This is a genomic window from Rhizobium sp. 2YAF20, assembly GCF_052114685.1.
Classification (GTDB): Bacteria; Pseudomonadota; Alphaproteobacteria; order Rhizobiales; family Rhizobiaceae; genus Rhizobium.
In genome coordinates this window covers 23109-44219 of record NZ_JBFRFF010000019.1, presented here as the reverse complement: position 1 = coordinate 44219, position 21111 = coordinate 23109, and the positions used below count along the sequence as shown (strand labels likewise).

Below are 21111 nucleotides of genomic sequence, written 5' to 3'. Positions count from 1 at the left end.
ACGTTGGCGCAAGGACGAGGATGCGTTCTATCGTGATTTGGCCGGAGGCGACGAGGCCCGATTTTCCTCGGTCTGGAGGAGATTTCGAGGGCTCATTTCGCAAAAAAGAGAAACGGACCGGCGAGATATTCGCCGGCCCGTCTCGAATGCTTGCTGCGAGGTCTGTGATCAGGCAGCGCGATTGTAACCGCGGTCCACTTCGCTCTCGATCTTAAACTGCTGGATGAGATGCATGAGCTGATCGGCTTCGTTGGCCAGTTCGCGGCTGGCGGCGGTGGTCTCCTCGACCATTGCTGCGTTCTTCTGGGTCATCTGGTCCATCTGGTTGACGGTCGAATTGACCTCCTGCAGGGCGCTCGACTGGTCGTGGCTCGCCCGGGCGATCATCTCGACATGCTGGCTGATGGTAACGATCTGGCTGCTGATCTTCTCTAGAACCGTCCCCGTCTGCTGGACGAACTGCGAGCCGGAATTGACCTCGCGGGTAGACTTGTTGATGAGGCCCTTGATTTCCTGGGCGGCAGCGGCAGAGCGTTGCGCCAGTTCGCGGACTTCCATGGCGACGACGGCAAAGCCCTTGCCGGCCTCGCCGGCGCGGGCCGCTTCGATGCCTGCGTTGAGCGCCAGGAGATTGGTCTGGAAGGCGATCTCGTCGATGACGCCGATGATCTGTTCGATCTGGCGTGATGCGTCCTCGATGCGGGACATGGCGTCGATGGCATTGTTGACGACAACAGCCGAATCGTCGGCGCTGCGCTTGGCCTCGCGGACGATGACATCCGCGTCCTTGGCGCGCTCCGCGGAAGAGCGGACCGTCACGGTGATCTCGTCGACGGCAGCGGCCGTTTCTTCAAGCGATGCCGCCTGCTGCTCCGTGCGCTTCGAAAGATCTTCGGCCGAGGCTGCCATCTGGTTGCCGTTGTTCTGGATCAACTCGGCATTGTCGCGAACCTGGCTGAGGGTTTCCTGCAGGCGGGACATCGAAGAATTGAAGTCCTGGCGCAACTGTTCGAGGCGGCCGATGAACGGCGTCTCTATGGTGGAGGAGATATCGCCCTGGGCAAGGCGCTCAAGGCCGGCCGCAAGCTCGCTGACGGCGAAGTCGATCTGTCGGTCGAGCTCGCGCTTGTCCTCGTCGTTGCGCTGCCGCTCGTGTTCGGCTGCCGCGCGTTCCTCGTCGCTCTGTTCTTCGATGCGGATCTTCGACAGGGCGTTTTCCTTGAAGATGCCAAGCGCCCGGGCGATATCGCCAATCTCATCATGACGCTGTTCGCCGGTGATGCTGGTTTCAAGCCGGCCTTCGGCGATACGGCGCATGGCCGCGGTGATCTGGCCGATCGGACGCTGCAGTGTCAGCACGAGAGCGATGCCGCCGGCGATCGACAGCACGATCCCAAGCGCTGTAGCGAGGATCGAGATGAAGTTGGACTGCTGGCGTTCGACGCCGGCGCTCTGTTTCTGCGTCTGGGCAAAAGCGGTCAATTGAGCCCAGATCTGGTCGAACTGCTGGCGCGCGTTTGCGTATTCGGCGACGCGCTTCGTGATCGTATCGACGAGCGTGCCACCGTCCACATCCATCGACTTGATAGCAGGGCCGATCGCCGCATCGATGTCACTGGTGAAGTCCATGCCCTTGGCGCTCTGGTCGAGGGTGTTCATGTCGGTGCCGAGCTTGGCGACTTCCTGGCGCAGGCGCACAAGGTTGTCCTTGTTGGTGGTCGACAGGAATTCGGCGAGCACAAGCTGCATGGAATAGATAGAGGCTTCGAGGCGGCGCGTATCCTCAAGGACGGAATTGGTCTGGACGACCCGGGCATCAAGCGCCACGAAGGTGGTGGTCGCCTGGCGCATCATCTGGGTCGCGGTCAGCTGGGTGTAGGTCGACATCTGGCGAAACCGCGACAGAAGACGGGTAATGTCCGTGACCGACTGGTCGGTCGCCGCTGCGGCATCAATCCCTTCGACCAGGGTGGTCAGGTCCTTGATCGTGCCGTCCAGCGACTGCGTCATGCTCTTCTGGTTTTGCGGGATGGCAAGTCCGATCGAGCGCTGGGCCTTGACGATGTCGGGCAACCTGTCCTTGAGGGCCTTGACCTTGTCGGCCGGGGTCTGGGCCTTGTTGAAATCTTCGACGACGCTGACGAGCGTGTCGCCGCCCTTAAGTAGGCGATCCGCGGCACGCAACGTTGCGGTAGCGTTGGCCTCGTCGGTGCGCATCGTATCTTGAAGCTGCTGCGCCTGGAAATTGACGTTGAAACGCGTGCCGATCAACACTCTCTGTGCATCGTCGATCGATTTGCGGACATCGAGTTCCTGCTGATGCAGGGACCAGAGCGTGCCGACGACGCTGGAGATCGCCGCCGTCTTGGTCGTGGCATCGGCCAGCTCGTCGTGGCCGTCGGCGTCCTTGCCGACCTGATTGAGCGTCGCATTCAACACGGCTTCCTGCGACTTGAGGTCGACATAAAGCTTGTCGCGCGCCGGCTCGCTGGTGATGCGCAGGAAGTCGTCCATCGAGGCGTAAAGATTTTTAAAGCCGGTCAGCGATTGAAGGACGCTGTTGGAAATCTCCATGCGGCCCTGCAACAGGCCCGAGGCATAAAGACCGGTCAAACCGACCGCAGAGATGCTGATGACGAAAGGCAGGACGAAAATCAGGACCTTCGTCTTGATTTTGAAACGAGACAGAATCTTGTCAATCAACATGTGTGGCTTGGCCTCTCATACACCGCTTCCCCCGCCGACGCCTGCAGGGCGTTGACGCGAGTGCACAACCGTAAACCTTGGATTTGTTCAGACGGAACCCGAAGGGGGCAATCATTGCCGCACATCCAATCTACTTGGACGCATCCAATACAAGCTTAGCAATCTTGGAGCGAATATCTTAATATTCGGATAAAGACACTATCAGTCGGAGAATAGTCGTTAACGGGACAAATCGGCGAAAACAGCAACATGTATCACGGCACCAAGCGACATTAGACGGACCACTGATCTGTGGTCTCATGGCGCTTGGCGCAATCGCATCAAATCTGCTTCAGACGATGCGAGCCACAATATAGGCGACGCATGCGGCTGTTGCGCCGGTCGCCAACATCACAAGCCTTGTCGTCAAGATCTTCGATGACTGGGTTTCAGCAATTGCAATGGCACGAGCGCGACGCATATTCTTGTTCATGAGCATATATCCCATTTCGCACTGACACGATAACCGAAAGCGGCGTGCCGGCAACCATAAATATAGGAACTCGGTCGGCAGACGGCATTGGGACAGAATGGCGCAGCTCTCTTAAGAAGTATTGAATGCCCTGCGTGCGGGCAGATGCCCGACACAGCCCTGCCTATGCGGCCTCGCCGGCGACGTATCCCGACGCCCAGGCCCACTGAAAATTATAACCGCCGAGCCAGCCGGTCACATCAACGCATTCGCCGATGAAATAAAGGCCCGGGACGCTCTTTGCCTCCATGCTGCGCGAATCGAGGCAAGCCGTGTCGATGCCACCAAGCGTGACCTCTGCGGTTCTATAGCCTTCGGAGCCGGATGGCTTGATCTTCCAATCCTTGACGGCGGAGGCGAGCCCCGCCAGCCGAGCGCCGGATTGATCCGCCATATTGCCGGTCATGCCCTCGGCTTCCGCCATATGCTGGGCAAGTCGCTTCGGCAGGATTTCGGCAAGTGCCGTCTGTGCCGATTGCCGCCCGTTTTCCTGTCGCGCCTGTTTCAGATGGGCAAGGACATCGATATCGGGCTCGATTTCGATCGTGATCTCATCGCCTTCGCGCCAATAGGAGGAAATCTGCAGGATCGCCGGGCCGCTCAGGCCCCGATGGGTGAAGAGAAGCGCCTCGCGAAAGCCGGTCTTGCCATGGCGGATCTCGGCGGGAGCGGAAATGCCCGATAGCGGTGCCAGCCTTTCGAGAAGGCCCGGATCGAGCGTCAACGGTACAAGACCGGGGCGCGTCTCGACCACAGGAAGCAAAAATTGTTCGGCCACTCGATAGGCAAAGCCGGAGGCGCCCATCTTGGGAATAGACTTGCCGCCCGTCGCAATCACCAGCGAGCCTGCCTCGAATGCCTCATCCGGATTGACAACGCGAAACCCGGCCGCTGCCTGCTCGACGTTTGCGACTTCGACTTTCAGACGCAACTCGACGCCAGCCGACCGCATCTCGTCCGTCAACATGCGGATGATATCCTTGGCGCTGTTGTCGCAAAAGAGCTGGCCTAGCGTCTTCTCATGCCAGGCGATGCCGTGCTCCTCGACCCAGCTGATAAAATCGCGTGGCGTGTAACGCGCCAAGGCCGACTTGGCGAAATGCGGATTGGCGGACAGAAAGTTTTTCGCACCGGCATGGATATTGGTGAAATTGCAGCGGCCGCCGCCCGAGATGCGTATCTTCTCGCCAGGTGCTGCGGCATGGTCGATCACCAGCACCGAGCGCCCGCGCTTTCCGGCCCGGATCGCGCACATCATGCCGGCAGCGCCGGCGCCGATCACGATCACATCATATTTGCGGGCCAAATCATGTTTCCTTTGCCGTTCCCTGCTCTCATTTTTCCATCAGGCGGCGAAAGTCAACGCTCTCTCCCCCTCGCCAATTGCCAAACTGCCGTTATGATGCGGATACGAACAACCCGATACGGTGTTTTATGCCCCCCAAAAAGACCCCGCTTAAAGCCTCCAAGACGGTTTCCAAAGTTGCGGCACTTCCCCCAAGCTTGCGCTCGGCCCGAGGAGTGAACAACTGGAAGGAAGCAGTCCACTGGTTGCGGGCGCGCGGGATCGAGGATATCGAATGCATCACGCCCGATCTCGCCGGCGTTCCCCGCGGCAAAATGATGCCGACATCGAAGTTCACCTCGAACACGTCGCTGGCCCTTCCCTCGGCGATCTATCGGCACACGATCTCAGGCGAATATCCAGACGAGACCGAGAGCTTCCGCTATGAGCCGCGCGACAGCGACCTGAAACTTGTCCCCGACCTGTCGACACTCTCCATCGTTCCCTGGGAGACGGACCCGACTGCCCAGGTGATCTGCGACATCGTTAACTCCGAGGGCGGGGAAGTTTCCTATACGCCGCGCAACGTGCTGAAGCGCATTCTGGCGCTCTATGCCGAACGCGGCTGGAAGCCGGTCGTCGCACCGGAAATCGAGTTCTACCTGGTCGCTACGAACGACGACCCCGACTATCCGCTGCATCCGCCGAAGGGCCGATCCGGCCGATCGATCCTCGGCGGCCAGGGCTATTCCATCGCCGGGATCAACGAATTCGACGAGCTGATCGACGACATCTACCATTTCTCCGAAAAGCAGGGGCTGGAGATCGATACGCTGATCCATGAGGAAGGTCCGGCGCAGCTCGAAATCAACCTTCGTCACGGCGACCCGATTGAGCTTGCCGACCAGGTGTTCATGTTCAAGCGCACCATTCGTGAAGCCGCGCTGAAGCACGGCATCTATGCGACATTCATGGCCAAGCCGATGCAGGGGCAGCCAGGCTCGGCCATGCACATTCACCAATCGGTGGTGAATATCGAGACGGGCAAGAACGTCTTCACCAATCCGGACGGGGGTCCTTCGCCGGAGTTCTTCCACTTTATCGGCGGCATGCAGAAATATGTGCCGAACGCCATGGCGATGCTGGCACCCTATGTGAACTCCTATCGCCGGCTGGCCCCGAATATGTCCTGCCCGGTCAACAATGCCTGGGGCTACGACAACCGCACCACCGCATTCCGGGTCCCCGTCTCCGACCCGCAGGCCCGCCGCGTCGAAAACCGGCTGCCTAGCTCGGATGCCAATCCCTATCTAGCGCTGGCCGCGTCGCTTGCATCAGGCCTTCTCGGCATCATGAAGCAGATAGAACCGACCGCACCGACCGACGATGCGGCGAACGAAGGCTCCATCGATCTGCCGCGCGGGCTGCTCGAAGCGGTCGCGCTGATGGAGGACGAACCTGCCTTCGAGGAAGTGTTCGGCAAGGAATTCATCGGCATCTATGCCGGCGTCAAGCGTGGCGAATTCGAGACCTTCATGCAGGTGATCAGCCCATGGGAGCGGGAATTCCTGCTGCTCAACGTGTGAGGGCGGCGCATGACATTATCAGAGACATTGCCGGAAAATTGGCAAAGCCCGATCGCGCCCGGATTGTCCTGGTATCAGGCCACGGTCACCGACCGCCCGATCTATCCGGCCCTCGACGGATCGCGAAGCGCTGACGTCGCCATCATCGGCGGCGGTTACACCGGCCTGCAGGCGGCATATAATCTTGCAAAGGCCGGAACCAATGTCGTCCTGATCGAGGGCAGCCGCATAGGCGACGGCGCGTCCGGCCGCAATGGCGGCCAGCTCGGCACCGGTCAGCGTTGGTGGCCCGAGGAGATGGAGGAGACGCTCGGCTATGAGCGCTCCAAGGCGCTGTTCAACCTCGCCGAACGGGCCAAGCATCAACTGCTGGCCTTCGCCGATGAACATGGTATCGACATCGAATACATGCCTGGACAGATGAACGTCGCCCACAAGCCAGGCTACAAGCGCTCCTATGTCGAGAACGCTGAAATCGCGACGATGCGCTACGACTACCCGCATATGCGCTTCATGGACGAGGCTGAAACGCACGAGCGGCTGGGCTCAAAGCGTTATTTCTGCGGCGTGCGCGATATGGGGACCGGGCATATCCATCCCCTGAAGCTTTTGGTCGGCCTTGCGCGCATGACACAGGCGGCCGGCGCCTCGATTTTGGAAATGACGAAGGCCACCGCCATCCGACAGGCCGGGGGGCGTACCAAGATCGAGACGGCGAACGGCACGATCACGGCCGAGCGTGTGCTGGTCGCCTGCAACGGCTACATTGGCAATCTCGAGCCGGTCACGGCGAGCCATGTCATGCCTATCCGCTCTTTCATCGGCGCCACCGTGCCGCTTGAGCGATATCCCGATGTGTTGCCCGGCAGCGAGGCCGTGGCGGATTCGCGGTTCGTGGTGCGCTATTTCCGCAAGTCGAGAGACGGACGCCTGCTGTTCGGAGGGCGTGAGGCCTATACCTCGGACAATCCGCGCGACATTAAGCAGCATATCGGCCGGCAGATCGCAGAGCTTTACCCGAAACTTCGCAACATCGAGATCACCCATGCCTGGGGCGGCACGGTCGGGATAACCCTGCCCCGGCAGCCGTTCGTGCGCGAGGTCATGCCAGGCGTCACGTCCATCGGCGGCTATTCCGGTCATGGAGTAATGCTGTCAAACTACTGCGGTAAGCTCTATGCTGACGTGGTGCTCGGGCGGTCGGCGGATCTCGATCTGTTCAAGGCGCTGGACATCCCGTCATTTCCGGGTGGAGCGCGCATGCGAGCCCCACTTCTGTTCCTGGCGCTGACCTGGTTTGCGCTGCGCGACAGGTTTTAGCCAAGTGCGGATTTCCTCTTCGGGCAATTCGTTTTACAAGCGGTTTTGAGATTTATCGCAACGCACACTGGCCTTTTTAAATCGATTAGATTAAAAGGGCAGCAACCTAGCCTGATTGAGAGATACCTCATGAGCAGCCAAATAATTCCCGTTGAACCCTTTGACTATGTCGTTTTCGGCGGCAGCGGCGACCTGGCCGAACGCAAGCTCCTGCCTGCGCTCTATCATCGTCAGATCGAAGGACAGTTCAGCGAGCCTACCCGCATTATCGGCGCTTCGCGCAGCGCGCTATCGAATGAGGAATATCGGACATTTGCCCAAAATGCGCTCAAGGAGCATCTGAAGAAGGGCGAATATGACGAGGCGGAAGTGGCAAAGTTCTGCGCCCGCCTGTTCTACGTTCCCGTCGATGCCAGGTCCGACAACGGCTGGGACGAGCTGAAGAAGTTGCTTGACGAAGGCAAGGAGCGCGTTCGCGCATTCTACCTTGCCGTTGCACCTGGCATTTTCGGCGATATCTCGGAAAAGATCCGCGATCACAAGCTCATCACCAAATCCACGCGCATCGTCGTCGAAAAGCCGATCGGCCGCGACCTTGCATCGGCGCTCGAACTCAACGACACGATCGGCAAGGTCTTCAAGGAAGAACAGATCTTCCGCATTGACCACTACCTCGGCAAGGAGACGGTGCAGAACTTGATGGCACTGCGTTTTGCCAATGCCCTTTATGAGCCGTTGTGGAACGCCAACCATATCGACCACGTTCAGATCACCGTTGCCGAATCGGTCGGGCTTGAAGGCCGCGCGGGTTACTACGACACCGCCGGCGCGCTGCGTGACATGGTGCAGAACCACATCATGCAGCTCGTCTGCCTGGTGGCGATGGAAATTCCGTCGTCGATGGACCAGGAAGCTGTTCGCGACGAAAAGCTGAAGGTCCTGCGCGCACTGAAGCCGATCAACGCTTCCAATGTCGAGCAGGCAACCGTTCGCGGCCAGTACCGTGCTGGCGCTTCGGCAGGCGGTCCAGTCAAGGGCTATCTTGACGAGCTCGAGGGCGGCGTCTCCAACAACGAAACCTTCGTCGCCATCAAGGCCGAGATCGGCAACTGGCGCTGGGCCGGCGTTCCTTTCTACATCCGTACCGGCAAGCGACTGGCCGGCCGCATGTCCGAAATCGTCATCACCTTCAAGCCGATACCGCATTCGGTCTTCGACCAGGCGGCCGGCCGCATCTCCGCCAACCAGCTGATCATCCGCCTGCAGCCTGACGAAGGCGTCAAGCAGTCGCTGATGATCAAGGACCCGGGTCCGGGCGGTATGCGCCTGCGTAACGTCTCGCTGGACATGAGCTTTGCCAATGCCTTCAACGTGCGCAGCCCCGACGCTTACGAACGCCTGTTGATGGACGTTATCCGTTCCAACCAGACCCTGTTCATGCGTCGCGACGAAGTTGAGGCGGCATGGCGTTGGGTCGACCCGATCCTTAAGGGCTGGGAAGCGACCGGGCAGCTGGCGCAAGGCTATACGGCCGGTACCTGGGGACCGAGCCAGGCAATCGCGCTTATCGAGCGCGATGGCCGCACCTGGCATGATGAAATCTAGGTAGGACGGAAGCGATGGCAGCTACAATGCATGCTTTTGCCAGCGGCGCAGAACTCGCTGCCGGTCTCGCGGACAAGGTGGCCGAAGCTCTTTCGGCCGCTATCGCCGCACGCGGTTCCGCCAGCATCGCGGTCTCCGGCGGTTCCACGCCGAAGGCCTTCTTTCAAGAGCTGTCGTCGCGGGTGCTCGACTGGGACAAAGTGACGATCACGTTGGTGGACGAGCGTTTCGTGCCGCCCGACAATCCACGCTCGAACCATCTGCTCGTCAACGCCAACCTCCTGAAGGACAAGGCAGCGGCGGCGCAGTTCCTGCCGCTATACCAGCCAGCTGCGGACGCCAAGAAATCGGCTGTCATCGCGACTAGGGAAACCCGTGGGATAGACGATCCTTTCGATATCGCCATTGTCGGCATGGGCGGTGACGGCCATACGGCGTCGTTCTTCCCCGGCGGCAACAACCTGAAGCTCGCGCTTGACCCGAACACGCCGCGCGGGATCATCACGATGGAAGCCGACGGCGCCGGCGAGCCGCGACTGACTTTCACTTTCTCTAGCCTTCAGGACGCCAGATTGCTGGTGCTTCATATCGAGGGCGAGAGCAAGAAGGAGGTTCTCGCCAAGGCAGAGCAGCCAGGTGACGAGATGGAGATGCCGATCCGCGCCTTTTTGCGTAGAGCCGCCTCGCCGCTCCAAATTTACTGGGCTCCCTGAGGTCGCCCATCAGCGACCACGAGCCGACCGAGATACAACGCAAGTAGAACAGGCAGGGATGAACCATGTCCGCTGACGCACGCATTTCTGCGATCACCACACGCATCATCGAACGCTCGAAGGCGAGCAGGGAACGTTACCTGGAGCGGCTGCGCAGTGCGGCCACCAAGGGAGCTCAACGCAGCGTGCTTGGCTGTGCCAACCTTGCCCACGGCTTTGCCGTCTGTTCCCCTTCAGAGAAGGATGCGCTGGCGGGGGACCAGGTGCCGAATATCGGCATCATCACCTCCTACAACGACATGCTCTCGGCCCATCAGCCCTTCGAGACCTATCCGGCAATCATCCGCGAGGCGGCATCGCAGGCGGGCGGCATCGCGCAGGTCGCCGGCGGCGTGCCGGCCATGTGCGACGGCGTCACTCAAGGGCAGCCGGGCATGGAGCTTTCGTTGTTTTCTCGCGATCTCATTGCCATGTCGGCGGCGGTCGGCCTGTCGCACAACATGTTCGATGCGGCCCTCTTCCTCGGCGTCTGCGACAAGATCGTTCCGGGGCTGGTGATTGCCGCTCTCTCCTTCGGGCACCTACCGGCGATCTTCATACCGGCCGGGCCGATGACCTCGGGCCTGCCGAATGACGAAAAGTCGCGTGTCCGTCAGCTCTATGCCGAAGGCAAGGTCGGTCGCGATGAGTTGCTCGTGGCGGAATCCAAGTCCTATCACGGCCCGGGCACCTGCACGTTCTATGGAACCGCCAACTCCAATCAGATGCTGATGGAGATCATGGGCTTCCACATGCCCGGCGCTTCCTTCGTCAATCCCGGCACGCCGCTGCGCGAAGCGCTGACCCGAGAGGCCACGAAACGGGCGCTGGCGATCACCGCCATGGGCAACGAATTCACGCCCGCAGGCGAGATGATCGATGAGCGCTCGATCGTCAATGGCGTGGTCGGCCTGCATGCGACCGGCGGCTCGACGAACCACACTCTGCATCTGGTCGCCATGGCGCGCGCGGCCGGCATCATCCTTACCTGGCAGGATATCTCCGAGCTTTCCGATGTCGTTCCGCTACTTGCCCGCGTCTACCCGAACGGCCTTGCCGATGTGAACCATTTCCATGCCGCAGGCGGCATGGGCTTCCTCATCAAGCAGCTGTTGAAGAAGGGGCTGCTGCACAACGACGTGCGCACCGTCTTCGGCCACGGGCTCGATGGCTATGCTGTCGATGTGAAGCTTGGCGAAAACGGCACCGTTCTCCGCGAGCCGGCACCTGAAAAGAGCGCCGATCCGAAGGTACTGGCGGCGATCGAGACGCCTTTCCAAAGCAATGGCGGATTGAAGATGCTGCGCGGCAATCTCGGAAAGGCGGTCATCAAGATCTCCGCCGTCAAGCCGGAGCGCCACATCATCGAGGCGCCGGCGATGATCTTCCACGACCAGAAGGAAATGCAGGACGCATTCAAGGACGGCAAGCTGAACCGCGATTTCGTCGCGGTCGTTCGCTTCCAGGGGCCGAAGGCCAACGGCATGCCGGAACTGCACAAGCTGACGCCGGCGCTTGGCGTGCTGCAGGATCGCGGCTTCCGGGTGGCGCTCCTGACCGACGGGCGGATGTCCGGCGCGTCGGGCAAGATCCCCGCGGCGATCCATGTGACGCCCGAGGCCGTCGAAGGCGGTCCGATCGCCCGCATCAGGGAAGGCGATATGATCCGCCTTGATGCAATCTCCGGCACATTGGAAGTATTGGTCGACGCTGCCGATATGGCGGAGCGCATCCCGGTCAAGATCGATCTGTCGGAGAATGAATTCGGCATGGGGCGCGAACTGTTCGCCCCGTTCCGCCGCGCCGCGGGACCTGCCGATCAGGGTGCCGGCGTCTTCCTGTAAGCTTGCATTGGTGGCAAAAATAAGCCCCGCGGACCAGCGTCCAGCGGGGCTTTTTCATGCCTTCGCCGCTATCTTACGAGCGGATATCGAGGACCCGGTCGCGATGGGCCGGATGGGTGCTGTAGACAAAGAGCTTGTTCAGCTCCTTTTCTGACATCAGGCGCAGAAAACGGACTTCGACGGTGTTGTTGGCGAAGACCTTCATCAGCATACATCCGACCTTGACGATGCGGGCATCCGGAATATCGAGGTAGAACTGCTTTGGAAGATTGTATTGCGTAAGGATCGCCAGAATGGCACCGCTTCTGGATATCCTGATGATATCGCAGCGGCGGGACGCCATATTCATCACGCCCTTCTCGGTATACTCGATACGCGCTGCATTCATCGTATCTTCCATGCGATACCGCCCCTCGCGGTCGTACATGAAAGACTCTTCCTTGTTTAAAAAGTGATTTGGCGACCCCGACGCTGCCATGCGAATTGTCCCGTGTTGGATTAGGAGCCCAAACTCTAACACCGCAAATTTAACAGAAGGTTCGAATAGACGTTCGTTGATGTTGCAATTCGATGCGCCAAAGGTCCATTTTTGGTCCTTTAGCGCGTCGCGTCAGAATTGCATTTGGCACGCGCCTTTTAGCTCTCTGTTTTCGCGGCTTTCGCTGTCCCAACGAGGCTACGCACTTCCGGGCGACCCGCCCTATCGGCGATAAGTCTGCCCTTCCGCATCGAAGAGATGAAGCTTGGCTCGATCCGCTACAAAGCGCACCTTCTGCCCTCTTTTCACATCAACAATGCCAGCGAGCTTGGCAACGATCGGCTCGCCATCCACCAGGCCCTCGATGTAAAGCAATGTCACCTCGCCAAGCGCTTCGACAATCGCAACCTCTCCCTCGAAGAGATAGTCCTCGCTGGTGGCAATTCTCAGATCTTCTGGCCTGACGCCGAAGCTGGCGGTCTTGCCCTTTTCCGTTGCGGCAGATGGGATATCGAGGGTCACCGATTTGCCACCGGTCAGCGTGATCGTCGTCGCGTCCCCCGTTCCCTCAATCTTGGCGGGAATGATGTTCATGGCGGGCGAGCCGATGAACTTTGCCACGAATAGATTGTGCGGACGCTCGTAGAGATCGAGCGGAGCACCAACCTGCTCGATGCGGCCGGCGGAAAGGACAACGATGCGATCGGCAAGCGTCATCGCCTCGACCTGGTCGTGGGTGACGTAGATCATCGTTGTGTCAGGCATGGAATCGCTCAACCTGGCGATCTCGATGCGGGTGGCGACGCGCAGGGCGGCATCAAGGTTCGACAGCGGCTCGTCGAAGAGAAACACCTTCGGATCGCGGCAGATGGCTCGGCCGATCGCGACGCGCTGACGCTGGCCGCCGGAGAGCGCCTTGGGCAGCCGATCGAGGTATTGGGTCAGCTGCAGGCTTGAGGCTGCGGCGCGCACACGCCGGTCGATTTCCTGTTTGCTCTCGCGGGCAATCCGCATACCGAAGGCCATGTTGTCGTAGACCGTCATATGCGGATAGAGCGCGTAGGACTGGAACACCATGGCGATGCCACGGCGCGATGGCGGGACTTCGTTGACGACCCGGCCGCCGATGATCATCTCGCCGCCGGTGATGCTTTCGAGCCCGGCAATCATCCGGAGCAACGTCGACTTGCCGCAGCCGGACGGGCCGACGAAGACAATGAATTCGCCCTCCGCGATTTCGAGATCGATGCCGTGCAACACGTTTATCGACCCGTAGGATTTGCGGATATCCTTTAGAACAAGTTCAGTCATGCGATGCCCCTCCCGAGCTTTTCAGGCAAGACGCGCGAAATAAGCGCTCCATGCCGGAATATCGATGTTGTTGCCGTAATTATTGCTCGTAAACCCATGGCCGGACAAAACCTGCCAATTGCCCTCCGGCAGGCTTGCGACACTCTCCGTAGCACTCATGTTGAACATGCAGAGCACGGCCTCCCCCTCGAATGTCCTGGTAAAGATCAGCACCTCGTCCTGCGGCTCCGAAAACACGATCTCGCCCTTGGCGAAGGCCGGATGCTGTTTGCGGAAGGCGAGGAAGCGGCGGTAGTGTTCCAGCACCGAATTCTCGTCGCCACTCTGGACGCTGACGGCGCGCAAGATATGTTCGACCGGCACCGGCAGCCAGGGCTTCACGGTCGAGAAGCCACCCTGGGCGACCTGGCTGTCCCAGACCATCGGCGTGCGACAACCATCGCGGCCCTTGAATTCCGGCCAGAACTGGATGCCGTAGGGATCCTGCAGATCCTGATAGGCAAGCTCTGCTTCCGTCAGCCCCAGTTCCTCGCCCTGGTAAAGGCAGACCGACCCGCGCACTGTCATCAGGATTGCCGAATAAAGCTTGGCGAAGGCATCGCGATCCGCCACCAGGCTGCCCCAACGGCTGACATGGCGCATAACATCATGGTTTGAAAAAGCCCAGCAGGCCCAGCCGTCGGGGGCCGCCGCGCCGAAATCGTTCATGACGTCTTCGACACGCAGCGGCGTCAGCGAATCGGGCGCCAGGAATTCGAAGGCGTAGCACATGTGCATCTTGTCGTTGCCGGAGGTATATTCGCCGACGATCTCCAGCCCGCGCTGGCTGTCGCCAACCTCGCCAACCGCCGCAATCGCCGGATATTCCTCGAGCACGGCGCGAAAGCGCTTGAGGAAGGCGATGTTTTCCGGGCGGTTCTTGTCGTAGATATGCTCTTGAAAATTATAGGGATTGACCGCCGGCGCGGTGGAGGCGTTACGCCTTGCGGGCTCTAGCGCCGGATTGTCGCGCAGCTCGCGGTCATGGAAATAGAAGTTGATGGTATCCAGACGGAAGCCATCGACGCCGCGGTCGAGCCAGAAGCGTACGACCTCGAGCAGGCGATCCTGAACCTCGGGATTATGAAGGTTAAGGTCGGGCTGCGAGGTCAGGAAGTTGTGCATGTAATATTGCATCCGGGTCGGATCCCAGGCCCAGGCGGAGCCGCCGAAGATCGACAGCCAATTGTTGGGCGGGGTTCCATCCGGCTTCGAATCCGACCAGACGTACCAATCCGATTTCGGGTTGTTTCGGCTGGAGCGGCTTTCGACGAACCAGGGATGACGGTCGGAACTGTGGGAAATGACCAGGTCGATCATCACCCTGATGCCGAGGCGATGGGCCTCGGCAATCAGCGAGTCGAAATCGGTCAACGTGCCGAAGATCGGATCGACATCCTCGTAATCAGAGACGTCGTAGCCGAAATCGCGCATCGGCGACATGAAAAAGGGCGACACCCAGATCGCGTCCGCGCCAAGGTTTGCAACATGGGGCAGGCGTGCGGCGATGCCTTTCAGATCGCCGATGCCGTCGCCGTTGGAATCCTGAAAGGAGCGCGGATAGATCTGATAGATCACGGCACCGCGCCACCAATCCTTGTCGGGCGCCGTGATCGAAGCGGAAGCGATAGTCATTCGGGAGTTCCTGTATGCATGCGGGAGTGTAGTATCTGATGTCAGCCGCCCTTGACCGATCCGGCAAGCAGACCACGCACGAGGTAGCGCTGCAGGCCGAAGAAGACGAGGAGTGGTACGAGGATGGTCACGAAGGCCGAAGCCGTGAGGATTTCCCAGTTGCCGCCGCGCGAGCCAAGCAGCGCATTGAGGCTGCCGGTGAGCACAAGCTGATCCTTGTTGGTTCCGAGAAACACCATGGCGATCAACAGATCGTTCCAGACCCAGAGGAACTGAAAGATCGCAAAGGACGCGAGTGCTGGAAAGGACAGCGGCAGGATGATCTTCACGAAGATATCGAAATCGCTGGCGCCGTCGACGCGAGCGGACTCGATGATCTCCTTGGGCAGGCCAGCGATATAATTGCGGAGCAGGTAGATGGCGAGCGGCATGCCGAAGGCCGTATGCGCCAGCCAGATGCCCGGATAGGTCTTCGACGGCACCCCGAAGAAGGAGCCGATATCGTTATAGAGTCTCAAGAGCGGAATGAGCGACATCTGCAACGGTACGACGATCAGCCCGACGACAAGGGCGATCATCAGCGCTCGGCCGGGGAACTCCATCCAGGCAAGCGCATAGGCGGCAAAGGCGGCGATCAGGATAGGGATGATCGTTGCCGGAATGGTCACCGTCAGCGAATTGATGAAGGACTGGCCGATGCCCTCGCCCGTCAGCACCGTCTTGAAATTCTGGATGGTGAATTGCGGCGGCGATGCTACCGAGACATAGATGCGCCTTGGGCGTGCATCGCCGAAGGATGCATTTTTTGAATATTTGTAGCCGCCGTCGGTGTTGATGAGGAGCGTCTCTCCATCGCCGAGGTCCGTTGGAACCCCAGCCTTGAAGGCGGCCGGGTCCTGGACCTTGACGCCGAAGGCCGTGACCTTGCCGAGCGAACCTGCGTCGCCGAAGACGGAGCCGGAGATGACGTAGCCGGCGCCATCCTGTTGCTGCTTGTCTGCGCCGGCAAGCCTGACTGCCGTCGTTTGCGACGAACCGACAAAGGCCGTCCACCAGCCGGAGACCGTGATCTGGTCCTTGTCGCGTAGCGCGGTTACGAAGATGCCGAGCGTCGGCACCAGCCAGATGATCACGATCAACAGGACAGCGAAGTGAACGAAAAGGCGGGCGGGACCGATGCGGGAAATGCTTTGTCGGATCGACATCTCACTGCCCCTTCATCTGTTGGTTGGCGCGGCGAACGTTCCAGACCATGATCGGCGCAACGGCGAACATAATAATCAGCGCGATAACCGCACTTCGTCCGCTATCGCCGCCGCCGCGGAACATCCAGTTGAACATGAGGTTGGCGAGCACCATCGAATCCCATTGACCGTTGGTCATGGTAAGCACGATGTCGAAGACTTTCAGGACGAGGATGGTGATCGTCGTCCAGACCACGGCAATCGTGCCCCAGATTTGCGGCACCATGATCTTCCAGAAGATCTGCCAGCCGTTTGCACCATCGATGACAGCAGCCTCGATCGTCTCTTCGGGAATGCCGCGCAGCGCCGCCGACAGGATCACCATCGCAAAACCGGTCTGGATCCAGATGAGGATGATCATCAGGAAGAAATTGTTCCAGAGGGGTACCGAGATCCAGACTTCGGGCGTTCCGCCGAAAAGCTGGACGATGGCATTCAACAGGCCGATCTGGGTGTCGTTGCCGCCACGGTATTCGTAGATGAATTTCCAGATGACCGAGGCGCCGACGAAGGAGATCGCCATCGGCATGAAGACGATGCTTTTTGCAATATTGCCCCACCAGATGCGGTCGGTCATCACGGCGATGACGAGACCGAAGAAGGTGCAGGCAGCGGGCACGACGGCAAGCCAGAGGATGTTGTTGAAGATCGACTGGCGGAACTCGCGATCACTAACCGCCCACTGGTAATTGGCGATGCCGACGAACTGCTCGCCGCTTCGATCATAGAAGGAAAGGATGAAGGTGGCGATGACTGGATAGACCAAGTAGACGACCAGCAGGAAAAGCGCCGGGCCAATGAACAGCCAGGGACGAATGATCGACCGGCGGCGCAGATTGCGCGAGGCGACGAAGACGTCATCGCCTTCCCTTGCCGGAAATATGATGTCCAAGAGCTTGTTTGAAAAAAGGAAATAAGCAGCGCAGGCACCAACGCCCAAAACCACTGCACCCAGCGCCGATAAGATCTGCAAAAACATCCGTCCCTCCCGTGACATTCCTGGCATAACCGCATTCAAGGTCGAAGGCTCCGTCCCCACGGCTCCCAGGCGTACCTTTTGCGGCTTGAAGTGTCGCCGGCTGAACGCCGGCGACAGGTAGAAAGGGGAAGGCCTACTTGATGCCGTCCCATGCCTTTTGAATGTCATCGGCAGAGGCTTGGGCCGATTTGCCGCCGACGAAATCGACCATGCCGGTCCAGAATGCGCCCGCGCCGATCTTGCCGGGCATCAGGTCGGAACCGTCGAAGCGGAAGGTCGTGGCCGAGGTCAGGATGTCGCCTTCCTTCCTCAGCTGATCATTGGCGTAAGCAGCCGTGTTGACACCCTTGTACGGGGTCAGGAACCCGGACTGCGCCATCCAGACTTCCTGGGCGATCGGCGTCTGCAGGAAGGCTATGAAGGCGCGCGCAGCCTTGGAATCCTTGGTGATCGCGGCCAGAGTGCCGGCGCCTTCGACGGGCTTTCCGAGCTCTGGATGCGAGGCGTAAGGCGGGAAGTAGAAGAAGTCGGCATCCTGGCCGAGTTTTGTTCCCTGCGGGAAGAAGCTCGGGATGAAGGACGCCTGCTTGTGAAGGTAGCACTTCGGCGGCACGGCGAAGAGGCCCTTCGGGCTGTCGCGGAAGTCGGTCGAAGCCACGGCGGCAACGCCACCATCGACATATTTCGCGTTCTTGGCGAACTTGCCGAATTCTTCGATCGCAGCGACGACCTTGGGATCGTTGAACTTCAGCTTGTTCGTGGTCCAGTCATCGTAGTCCTGCGGCGGGTTCATGCGCAACATTAGGTCTTCGACCCAGTCGGTCGCCGGCCAGCCGGTCGCGCCGCCCGAACCAAGACCGATGCACCACGGCACGCCGCCATCCTTGACGATCTGGTCGGTCAGCTTCATCAGGTCTTCCATGGTCGTCGGCACTTTATAACCGGCTTCCTGGAAATTCTCGGGCGAGTACCAGACGAGCGACTTCAGGTCGGCCTTGTAAGGAAAGGCATAGAAACCATCCTTGCCGTCCTTGCCCTTGTAGGTGCCGTAGCTCACCCAGCTGTCGCCGGCGCCGTAATTATCCTTGACCCACTTGCCGAGATCGTCGCCAAGCGGCGTCAGATAGCCTTTGCTCGCAAGATTGGCGAACAGGCCGGGCTGCGGCAGGATGGCGATGTTCGGCGGAGAACCCGCCTGCGTGTCGATGACGATCTGCTGTTCGTAATTTTCGGACGAGGAATACTTGGCGGTTACACCGGTCGCTTCGGTGAAATAGTTGAGCACGCTGGTGAAGAGCGCCTCGTCCTCGCCTCGCCATGGGCCGAAGATGGTCATGGTCTCGCCCTTCAGGTCCGCATGCGCGGCCTTGAAGTCATCGTAGCTCTTCCAATCGAACTTGCTGTCCGTGCCCGGCGGAAATTTCAGGTCTGCCGCGGAGACGGCGCCGGCCATCAAGGCAACCATGGCAACGCCAACTAAAAATGACTTCTTCATGCGCTCATCCTCCCATAAATCCCAAGGCAGAAAATGCCTTCAAGTGCTGAAACCACACCGCCCCTCAAAGCGCTTTGGCTAATTTAGATTCAACCCACCACCTCGCACGAAGTCAAGCGGATTTGTGTAACTTGTGGCCACAGTGTCGAAAACTCGCAACGCAGCATGGTTTTGCATAGCGGCAAACGGCGATTTTTCTTGAGTAAGGCTACGGCACTGGTACATAATTGAAGGCGCTTTGGATAAAAGCAACACCCCGGCCGCTATGCCAGACGCCTGTGCTCCAGGGCTGCAGCGCATTTCCATTCAAGAGGACTACCCAGTGAATCTGAAGCAGCTATCGCAAATGTTAGGCCTGTCGCAGACCACTGTCAGCCGCGCGCTGAACGGCTATCCCGAGGTCAACCGGGAGACGCGCGAGCGGGTGCTGAGCGCTGTCCGTGAGACCGGCTATCGACCGAACAAAGCAGCGCAGAGGCTCGCGACCGGCAAGGCCGGTTCGATCGGCCTGGTGATGCCCACGGCGCCGGGTCATTACTCCGACGTGCACTTTGGTGAATTCCTCTCCGGCCTTGGCGAGGAGGCGCTGCGGCATGATTTCCATTTCGTCATCATGCCGGCCGAGCCGGACGACGAAGTTGCCGCCCTTCGCCGGCTTGCTGTCAGCGGCAATGTCGATGCGCTGTTTGCCGCCTATATGCGCGGCAACGATCCGCGGCTGGAAATGCTGAAGTCGCTGTCGATCCCCTTTGTCGTGCACGGCCGCTCGCTCGGCGCGCAGTCCGATTACCCCTATCTCGATATTGACAATGAAGGCGCTTTCTACAACGCGACGAAACTTTTGCTGTTGCTTGGCCACCGTCGGTTCGCGCTGATGAATGGTCCGGTTCATTATGATTTTGCCATGCGGCGCAAAAACGGGACTGTTGCTGCACTATCCGAGCGCGGTCTGATACTGGAGGAAAGCTGTGTCAGCCACACTCTCATGACGGATGAGCAGGGCGCGATCGCGATGGAGCGTTTCCTGCAGCTTGCCGAACGACCGACGGCGATCCTCTGCTCGAGCACGGTGCTCGCCCTCGGCGCGATCCGCGCGGTCACCCAGGCAGGATTGAAACTCGGTGAGGACATTTCGCTCATCGCGCATGACGACGTGCTGCCTCTTTTGAAACCGGAGAATTTTTCTGTGCCGTTGACGACCACTCGGTCATCGCTGCGCGCTGCCGGCGTGCGCATTGCTGAGCGATTGATCGGCGGCGTCAAGAACCTCGGACCCTTTCCGGAACAGGAGCTTTGGAAGACGGAGCTGATCGTCCGGGCATCGACCGGCGTCGCGCCGGCGAATTGATTTTGGTCAGAACGTTGGAGCCGTCTTTCCGGCAGCCCGGTACGCAGCGATTACGGTATTTGCCATCAGCATGGCGATGGTCATCGGCCCGACGCCACCCGGGACGGGCGTGATGACCGAGGCAACCTTCGCGCATTCCGCAAAGGCGACATCGCCGACGAGGCGGCTCTTGCCCTCGCCGCGCTCCGGTGCCGCGATGCGGTTGATGCCGACGTCGATCACCGTCGCGCCTGGCTTGACCCAGTCGGCTTTGACCATTTCCGCACGACCGACCGCTGCCACCAATATGTCGGCTCCGGCGCAGACGGCCGGCAGGTTCTTGGTGCGGGAATGGGCAATCGTGACGGTCGCGTTGGCGTTCAATAGCAGTTGGGCCATCGGCTTGCCGAAGAGATTGGAGCGGCCGATGACGACGGCGTTCAGGCCGGAGAGATCTTCACCATGGGTGCGGCGCACAAAGAGCATGGCGCCGGCAGGCGTGCAGGAAATGAGGCCGGTCGCAAGGTCACCGGTGGCAAGCTTGCCGGCATTGACGACGTGAAGTCCGTCGACGTCCTTTTCCGGCAGGATCGACTGGATGATCGCGTCGGAATTCAGGTGCTTGGGCAACGGCAATTGCACCAGGATGCCGTTGACGGCGGGATCGCCATTGAGCGAAGCAACCAGCGCTGCAAGTTCTTCCTGCGTGGTCTCTACGGGCAGAGTATGCTGGATAGAGTTGAAGCCGCACTCCTTGGCCATGCGGCTCTTGGCGCCGACATAGGTGTGGCTGGCTGGGTCGTCGCCGACGATGACCACGGCAAGACCGGTCTTTCGGGCGGTTTCCCTCTCCAGCGCCGATGCTGCTGATTTTACCGCGTCAACTACCGAAGCAGCTACCTGCTTGCCGTCGATCACTGTCGTCACGCATCTCTCCCAGGCTTCGATTTTGATCGCAAGCTAACGCTCAAGGCCGAGCGAAATTTGCCTGCCA

The 21111-nt window shown here is 59.9% G+C and carries 16 protein-coding genes; 6 read left to right on the top strand and 10 right to left on the bottom strand.

The window, feature by feature from the left end; all coding sequences use genetic code 11:
• Positions 1 to 168: 168 nt before the first annotated feature.
• From AB4Z52_RS20540 to AB4Z52_RS20530, 3 genes are all read right to left on the bottom strand, one after another.
• Positions 169 to 2706, bottom strand: a complete 2538-nt coding sequence (locus AB4Z52_RS20540) for a methyl-accepting chemotaxis protein (RefSeq protein WP_442219765.1) — start codon at positions 2704 to 2706, stop codon at positions 169 to 171.
• Between the two features lie 331 nt (positions 2707 to 3037).
• The gene (locus AB4Z52_RS20535; protein WP_442219764.1) at positions 3038 to 3178 is read right to left on the bottom strand and encodes a hypothetical protein; all 141 of its coding nucleotides are present in this window, start codon (positions 3176 to 3178) and stop codon (positions 3038 to 3040) included.
• Between the two features lie 163 nt (positions 3179 to 3341).
• Positions 3342 to 4475 carry an NAD(P)/FAD-dependent oxidoreductase gene (locus AB4Z52_RS20530; protein ID WP_442219835.1) on the bottom strand — a complete coding sequence of 378 codons (1134 nt, stop codon included), beginning with the start codon at positions 4473 to 4475 and terminating at the stop codon, positions 3342 to 3344.
• A gap of 176 nt (positions 4476 to 4651) precedes the next feature.
• On the opposite strand from AB4Z52_RS20530, the gene AB4Z52_RS20525 reads away from it, so the two are divergent.
• The 5 genes from AB4Z52_RS20525 to edd all read left to right on the top strand — a co-directional run bounded on the left by AB4Z52_RS20525 (position 4652) and on the right by edd (position 11609).
• The gene (locus AB4Z52_RS20525; protein WP_442219763.1) at positions 4652 to 6088 is read left to right on the top strand and encodes a glutamine synthetase family protein; all 1437 of its coding nucleotides are present in this window, start codon (positions 4652 to 4654) and stop codon (positions 6086 to 6088) included.
• Between the two features lie 9 nt (positions 6089 to 6097).
• On the top strand, positions 6098 to 7408 hold the full coding sequence (locus tag AB4Z52_RS20520) for an NAD(P)/FAD-dependent oxidoreductase (protein ID WP_442219762.1): 1311 nt from the start codon (positions 6098 to 6100) through the stop codon (positions 7406 to 7408).
• A gap of 129 nt (positions 7409 to 7537) precedes the next feature.
• Complete coding sequence (gene zwf, locus AB4Z52_RS20515) at positions 7538 to 9013, top strand: glucose-6-phosphate dehydrogenase (RefSeq protein WP_442219761.1); 1476 nt, start codon at positions 7538 to 7540, stop codon at positions 9011 to 9013.
• A gap of 14 nt (positions 9014 to 9027) precedes the next feature.
• A complete protein-coding gene (pgl, locus tag AB4Z52_RS20510) occupies positions 9028 to 9726 on the top strand; it encodes a 6-phosphogluconolactonase (RefSeq protein WP_442219760.1) in 699 nt (232 codons plus the stop codon).
• A gap of 65 nt (positions 9727 to 9791) precedes the next feature.
• Positions 9792 to 11609, top strand: coding sequence for a phosphogluconate dehydratase (gene edd, locus AB4Z52_RS20505; RefSeq protein ID WP_442219759.1), 1818 nt, complete (start codon positions 9792 to 9794; stop codon positions 11607 to 11609).
• Positions 11610 to 11682: 73 nt separating this feature from the next.
• Here the strand turns inward: edd and AB4Z52_RS20500 are convergent, their stop codons facing one another.
• The 6 genes from AB4Z52_RS20500 to AB4Z52_RS20475 form a co-directional block, all read right to left on the bottom strand.
• Complete coding sequence (locus tag AB4Z52_RS20500; RefSeq protein ID WP_442219758.1) at positions 11683 to 12087, bottom strand: hypothetical protein; 405 nt, start codon at positions 12085 to 12087, stop codon at positions 11683 to 11685.
• Between the two features lie 222 nt (positions 12088 to 12309).
• A complete protein-coding gene (locus AB4Z52_RS20495) occupies positions 12310 to 13398 on the bottom strand; it encodes an ABC transporter ATP-binding protein (RefSeq protein ID WP_442219757.1) in 1089 nt (362 codons plus the stop codon).
• Between the two features lie 21 nt (positions 13399 to 13419).
• Positions 13420 to 15072, bottom strand: coding sequence for a beta-galactosidase BglA (gene bglA, locus AB4Z52_RS20490; protein ID WP_442219756.1), 1653 nt, complete (start codon positions 15070 to 15072; stop codon positions 13420 to 13422).
• 41 nt (positions 15073 to 15113) lie between these two features.
• On the bottom strand, positions 15114 to 16277 hold the full coding sequence (locus tag AB4Z52_RS20485) for a carbohydrate ABC transporter permease (RefSeq protein WP_442219755.1): 1164 nt from the start codon (positions 16275 to 16277) through the stop codon (positions 15114 to 15116).
• A 1-nt stretch (position 16278) separates the two neighbouring features.
• Positions 16279 to 17295, bottom strand: coding sequence for a carbohydrate ABC transporter permease (locus tag AB4Z52_RS20480; RefSeq protein WP_442219754.1), 1017 nt, complete (start codon positions 17293 to 17295; stop codon positions 16279 to 16281).
• Between the two features lie 133 nt (positions 17296 to 17428).
• Positions 17429 to 18790, bottom strand: coding sequence for an ABC transporter substrate-binding protein (locus AB4Z52_RS20475; protein ID WP_442219753.1), 1362 nt, complete (start codon positions 18788 to 18790; stop codon positions 17429 to 17431).
• A 322-nt stretch (positions 18791 to 19112) separates the two neighbouring features.
• Here AB4Z52_RS20475 and AB4Z52_RS20470 point away from each other — a divergent pair, with 322 nt between their 5' ends.
• The gene (locus AB4Z52_RS20470; protein ID WP_442219752.1) at positions 19113 to 20138 is read left to right on the top strand and encodes a substrate-binding domain-containing protein; all 1026 of its coding nucleotides are present in this window, start codon (positions 19113 to 19115) and stop codon (positions 20136 to 20138) included.
• 6 nt (positions 20139 to 20144) lie between these two features.
• On the opposite strand, the gene folD is transcribed toward AB4Z52_RS20470, so the two are convergent.
• Positions 20145 to 21044, bottom strand: a complete 900-nt coding sequence (folD, locus tag AB4Z52_RS20465) for a bifunctional methylenetetrahydrofolate dehydrogenase/methenyltetrahydrofolate cyclohydrolase FolD (RefSeq protein ID WP_442219751.1) — start codon at positions 21042 to 21044, stop codon at positions 20145 to 20147.
• Between the last annotated feature and the right edge of the window lie 67 nt (positions 21045 to 21111).

Excerpts from the sequence above, each read along its gene's own strand:
- AB4Z52_RS20540 (WP_442219765.1), bottom strand. The coding sequence starts at position 2,706 with ATGTTGATTGACAAGATTCTGTCTCGTTTCAAAATCAAGACGAAGGTC.
- AB4Z52_RS20535 (WP_442219764.1), bottom strand. The coding sequence starts at position 3,178 with ATGAACAAGAATATGCGTCGCGCTCGTGCCATTGCAATTGCTGAAACC.
- AB4Z52_RS20530 (WP_442219835.1), bottom strand. The coding sequence starts at position 4,475 with ATGATGTGCGCGATCCGGGCCGGAAAGCGCGGGCGCTCGGTGCTGGTG.
- AB4Z52_RS20525 (WP_442219763.1), top strand. The coding sequence starts at position 4,652 with ATGCCCCCCAAAAAGACCCCGCTTAAAGCCTCCAAGACGGTTTCCAAA.
- AB4Z52_RS20520 (WP_442219762.1), top strand. The coding sequence starts at position 6,098 with ATGACATTATCAGAGACATTGCCGGAAAATTGGCAAAGCCCGATCGCG.
- zwf (WP_442219761.1), top strand. The coding sequence starts at position 7,538 with ATGAGCAGCCAAATAATTCCCGTTGAACCCTTTGACTATGTCGTTTTC.
- pgl (WP_442219760.1), top strand. The coding sequence starts at position 9,028 with ATGGCAGCTACAATGCATGCTTTTGCCAGCGGCGCAGAACTCGCTGCC.
- edd (WP_442219759.1), top strand. The coding sequence starts at position 9,792 with ATGTCCGCTGACGCACGCATTTCTGCGATCACCACACGCATCATCGAA.
- AB4Z52_RS20500 (WP_442219758.1), bottom strand. The coding sequence starts at position 12,087 with ATGGCAGCGTCGGGGTCGCCAAATCACTTTTTAAACAAGGAAGAGTCT.
- AB4Z52_RS20495 (WP_442219757.1), bottom strand. The coding sequence starts at position 13,398 with ATGACTGAACTTGTTCTAAAGGATATCCGCAAATCCTACGGGTCGATA.
- bglA (WP_442219756.1), bottom strand. The coding sequence starts at position 15,072 with ATGACTATCGCTTCCGCTTCGATCACGGCGCCCGACAAGGATTGGTGG.
- AB4Z52_RS20485 (WP_442219755.1), bottom strand. The coding sequence starts at position 16,277 with ATGTCGATCCGACAAAGCATTTCCCGCATCGGTCCCGCCCGCCTTTTC.
- AB4Z52_RS20480 (WP_442219754.1), bottom strand. The coding sequence starts at position 17,295 with ATGTTTTTGCAGATCTTATCGGCGCTGGGTGCAGTGGTTTTGGGCGTT.
- AB4Z52_RS20475 (WP_442219753.1), bottom strand. The coding sequence starts at position 18,790 with ATGAAGAAGTCATTTTTAGTTGGCGTTGCCATGGTTGCCTTGATGGCC.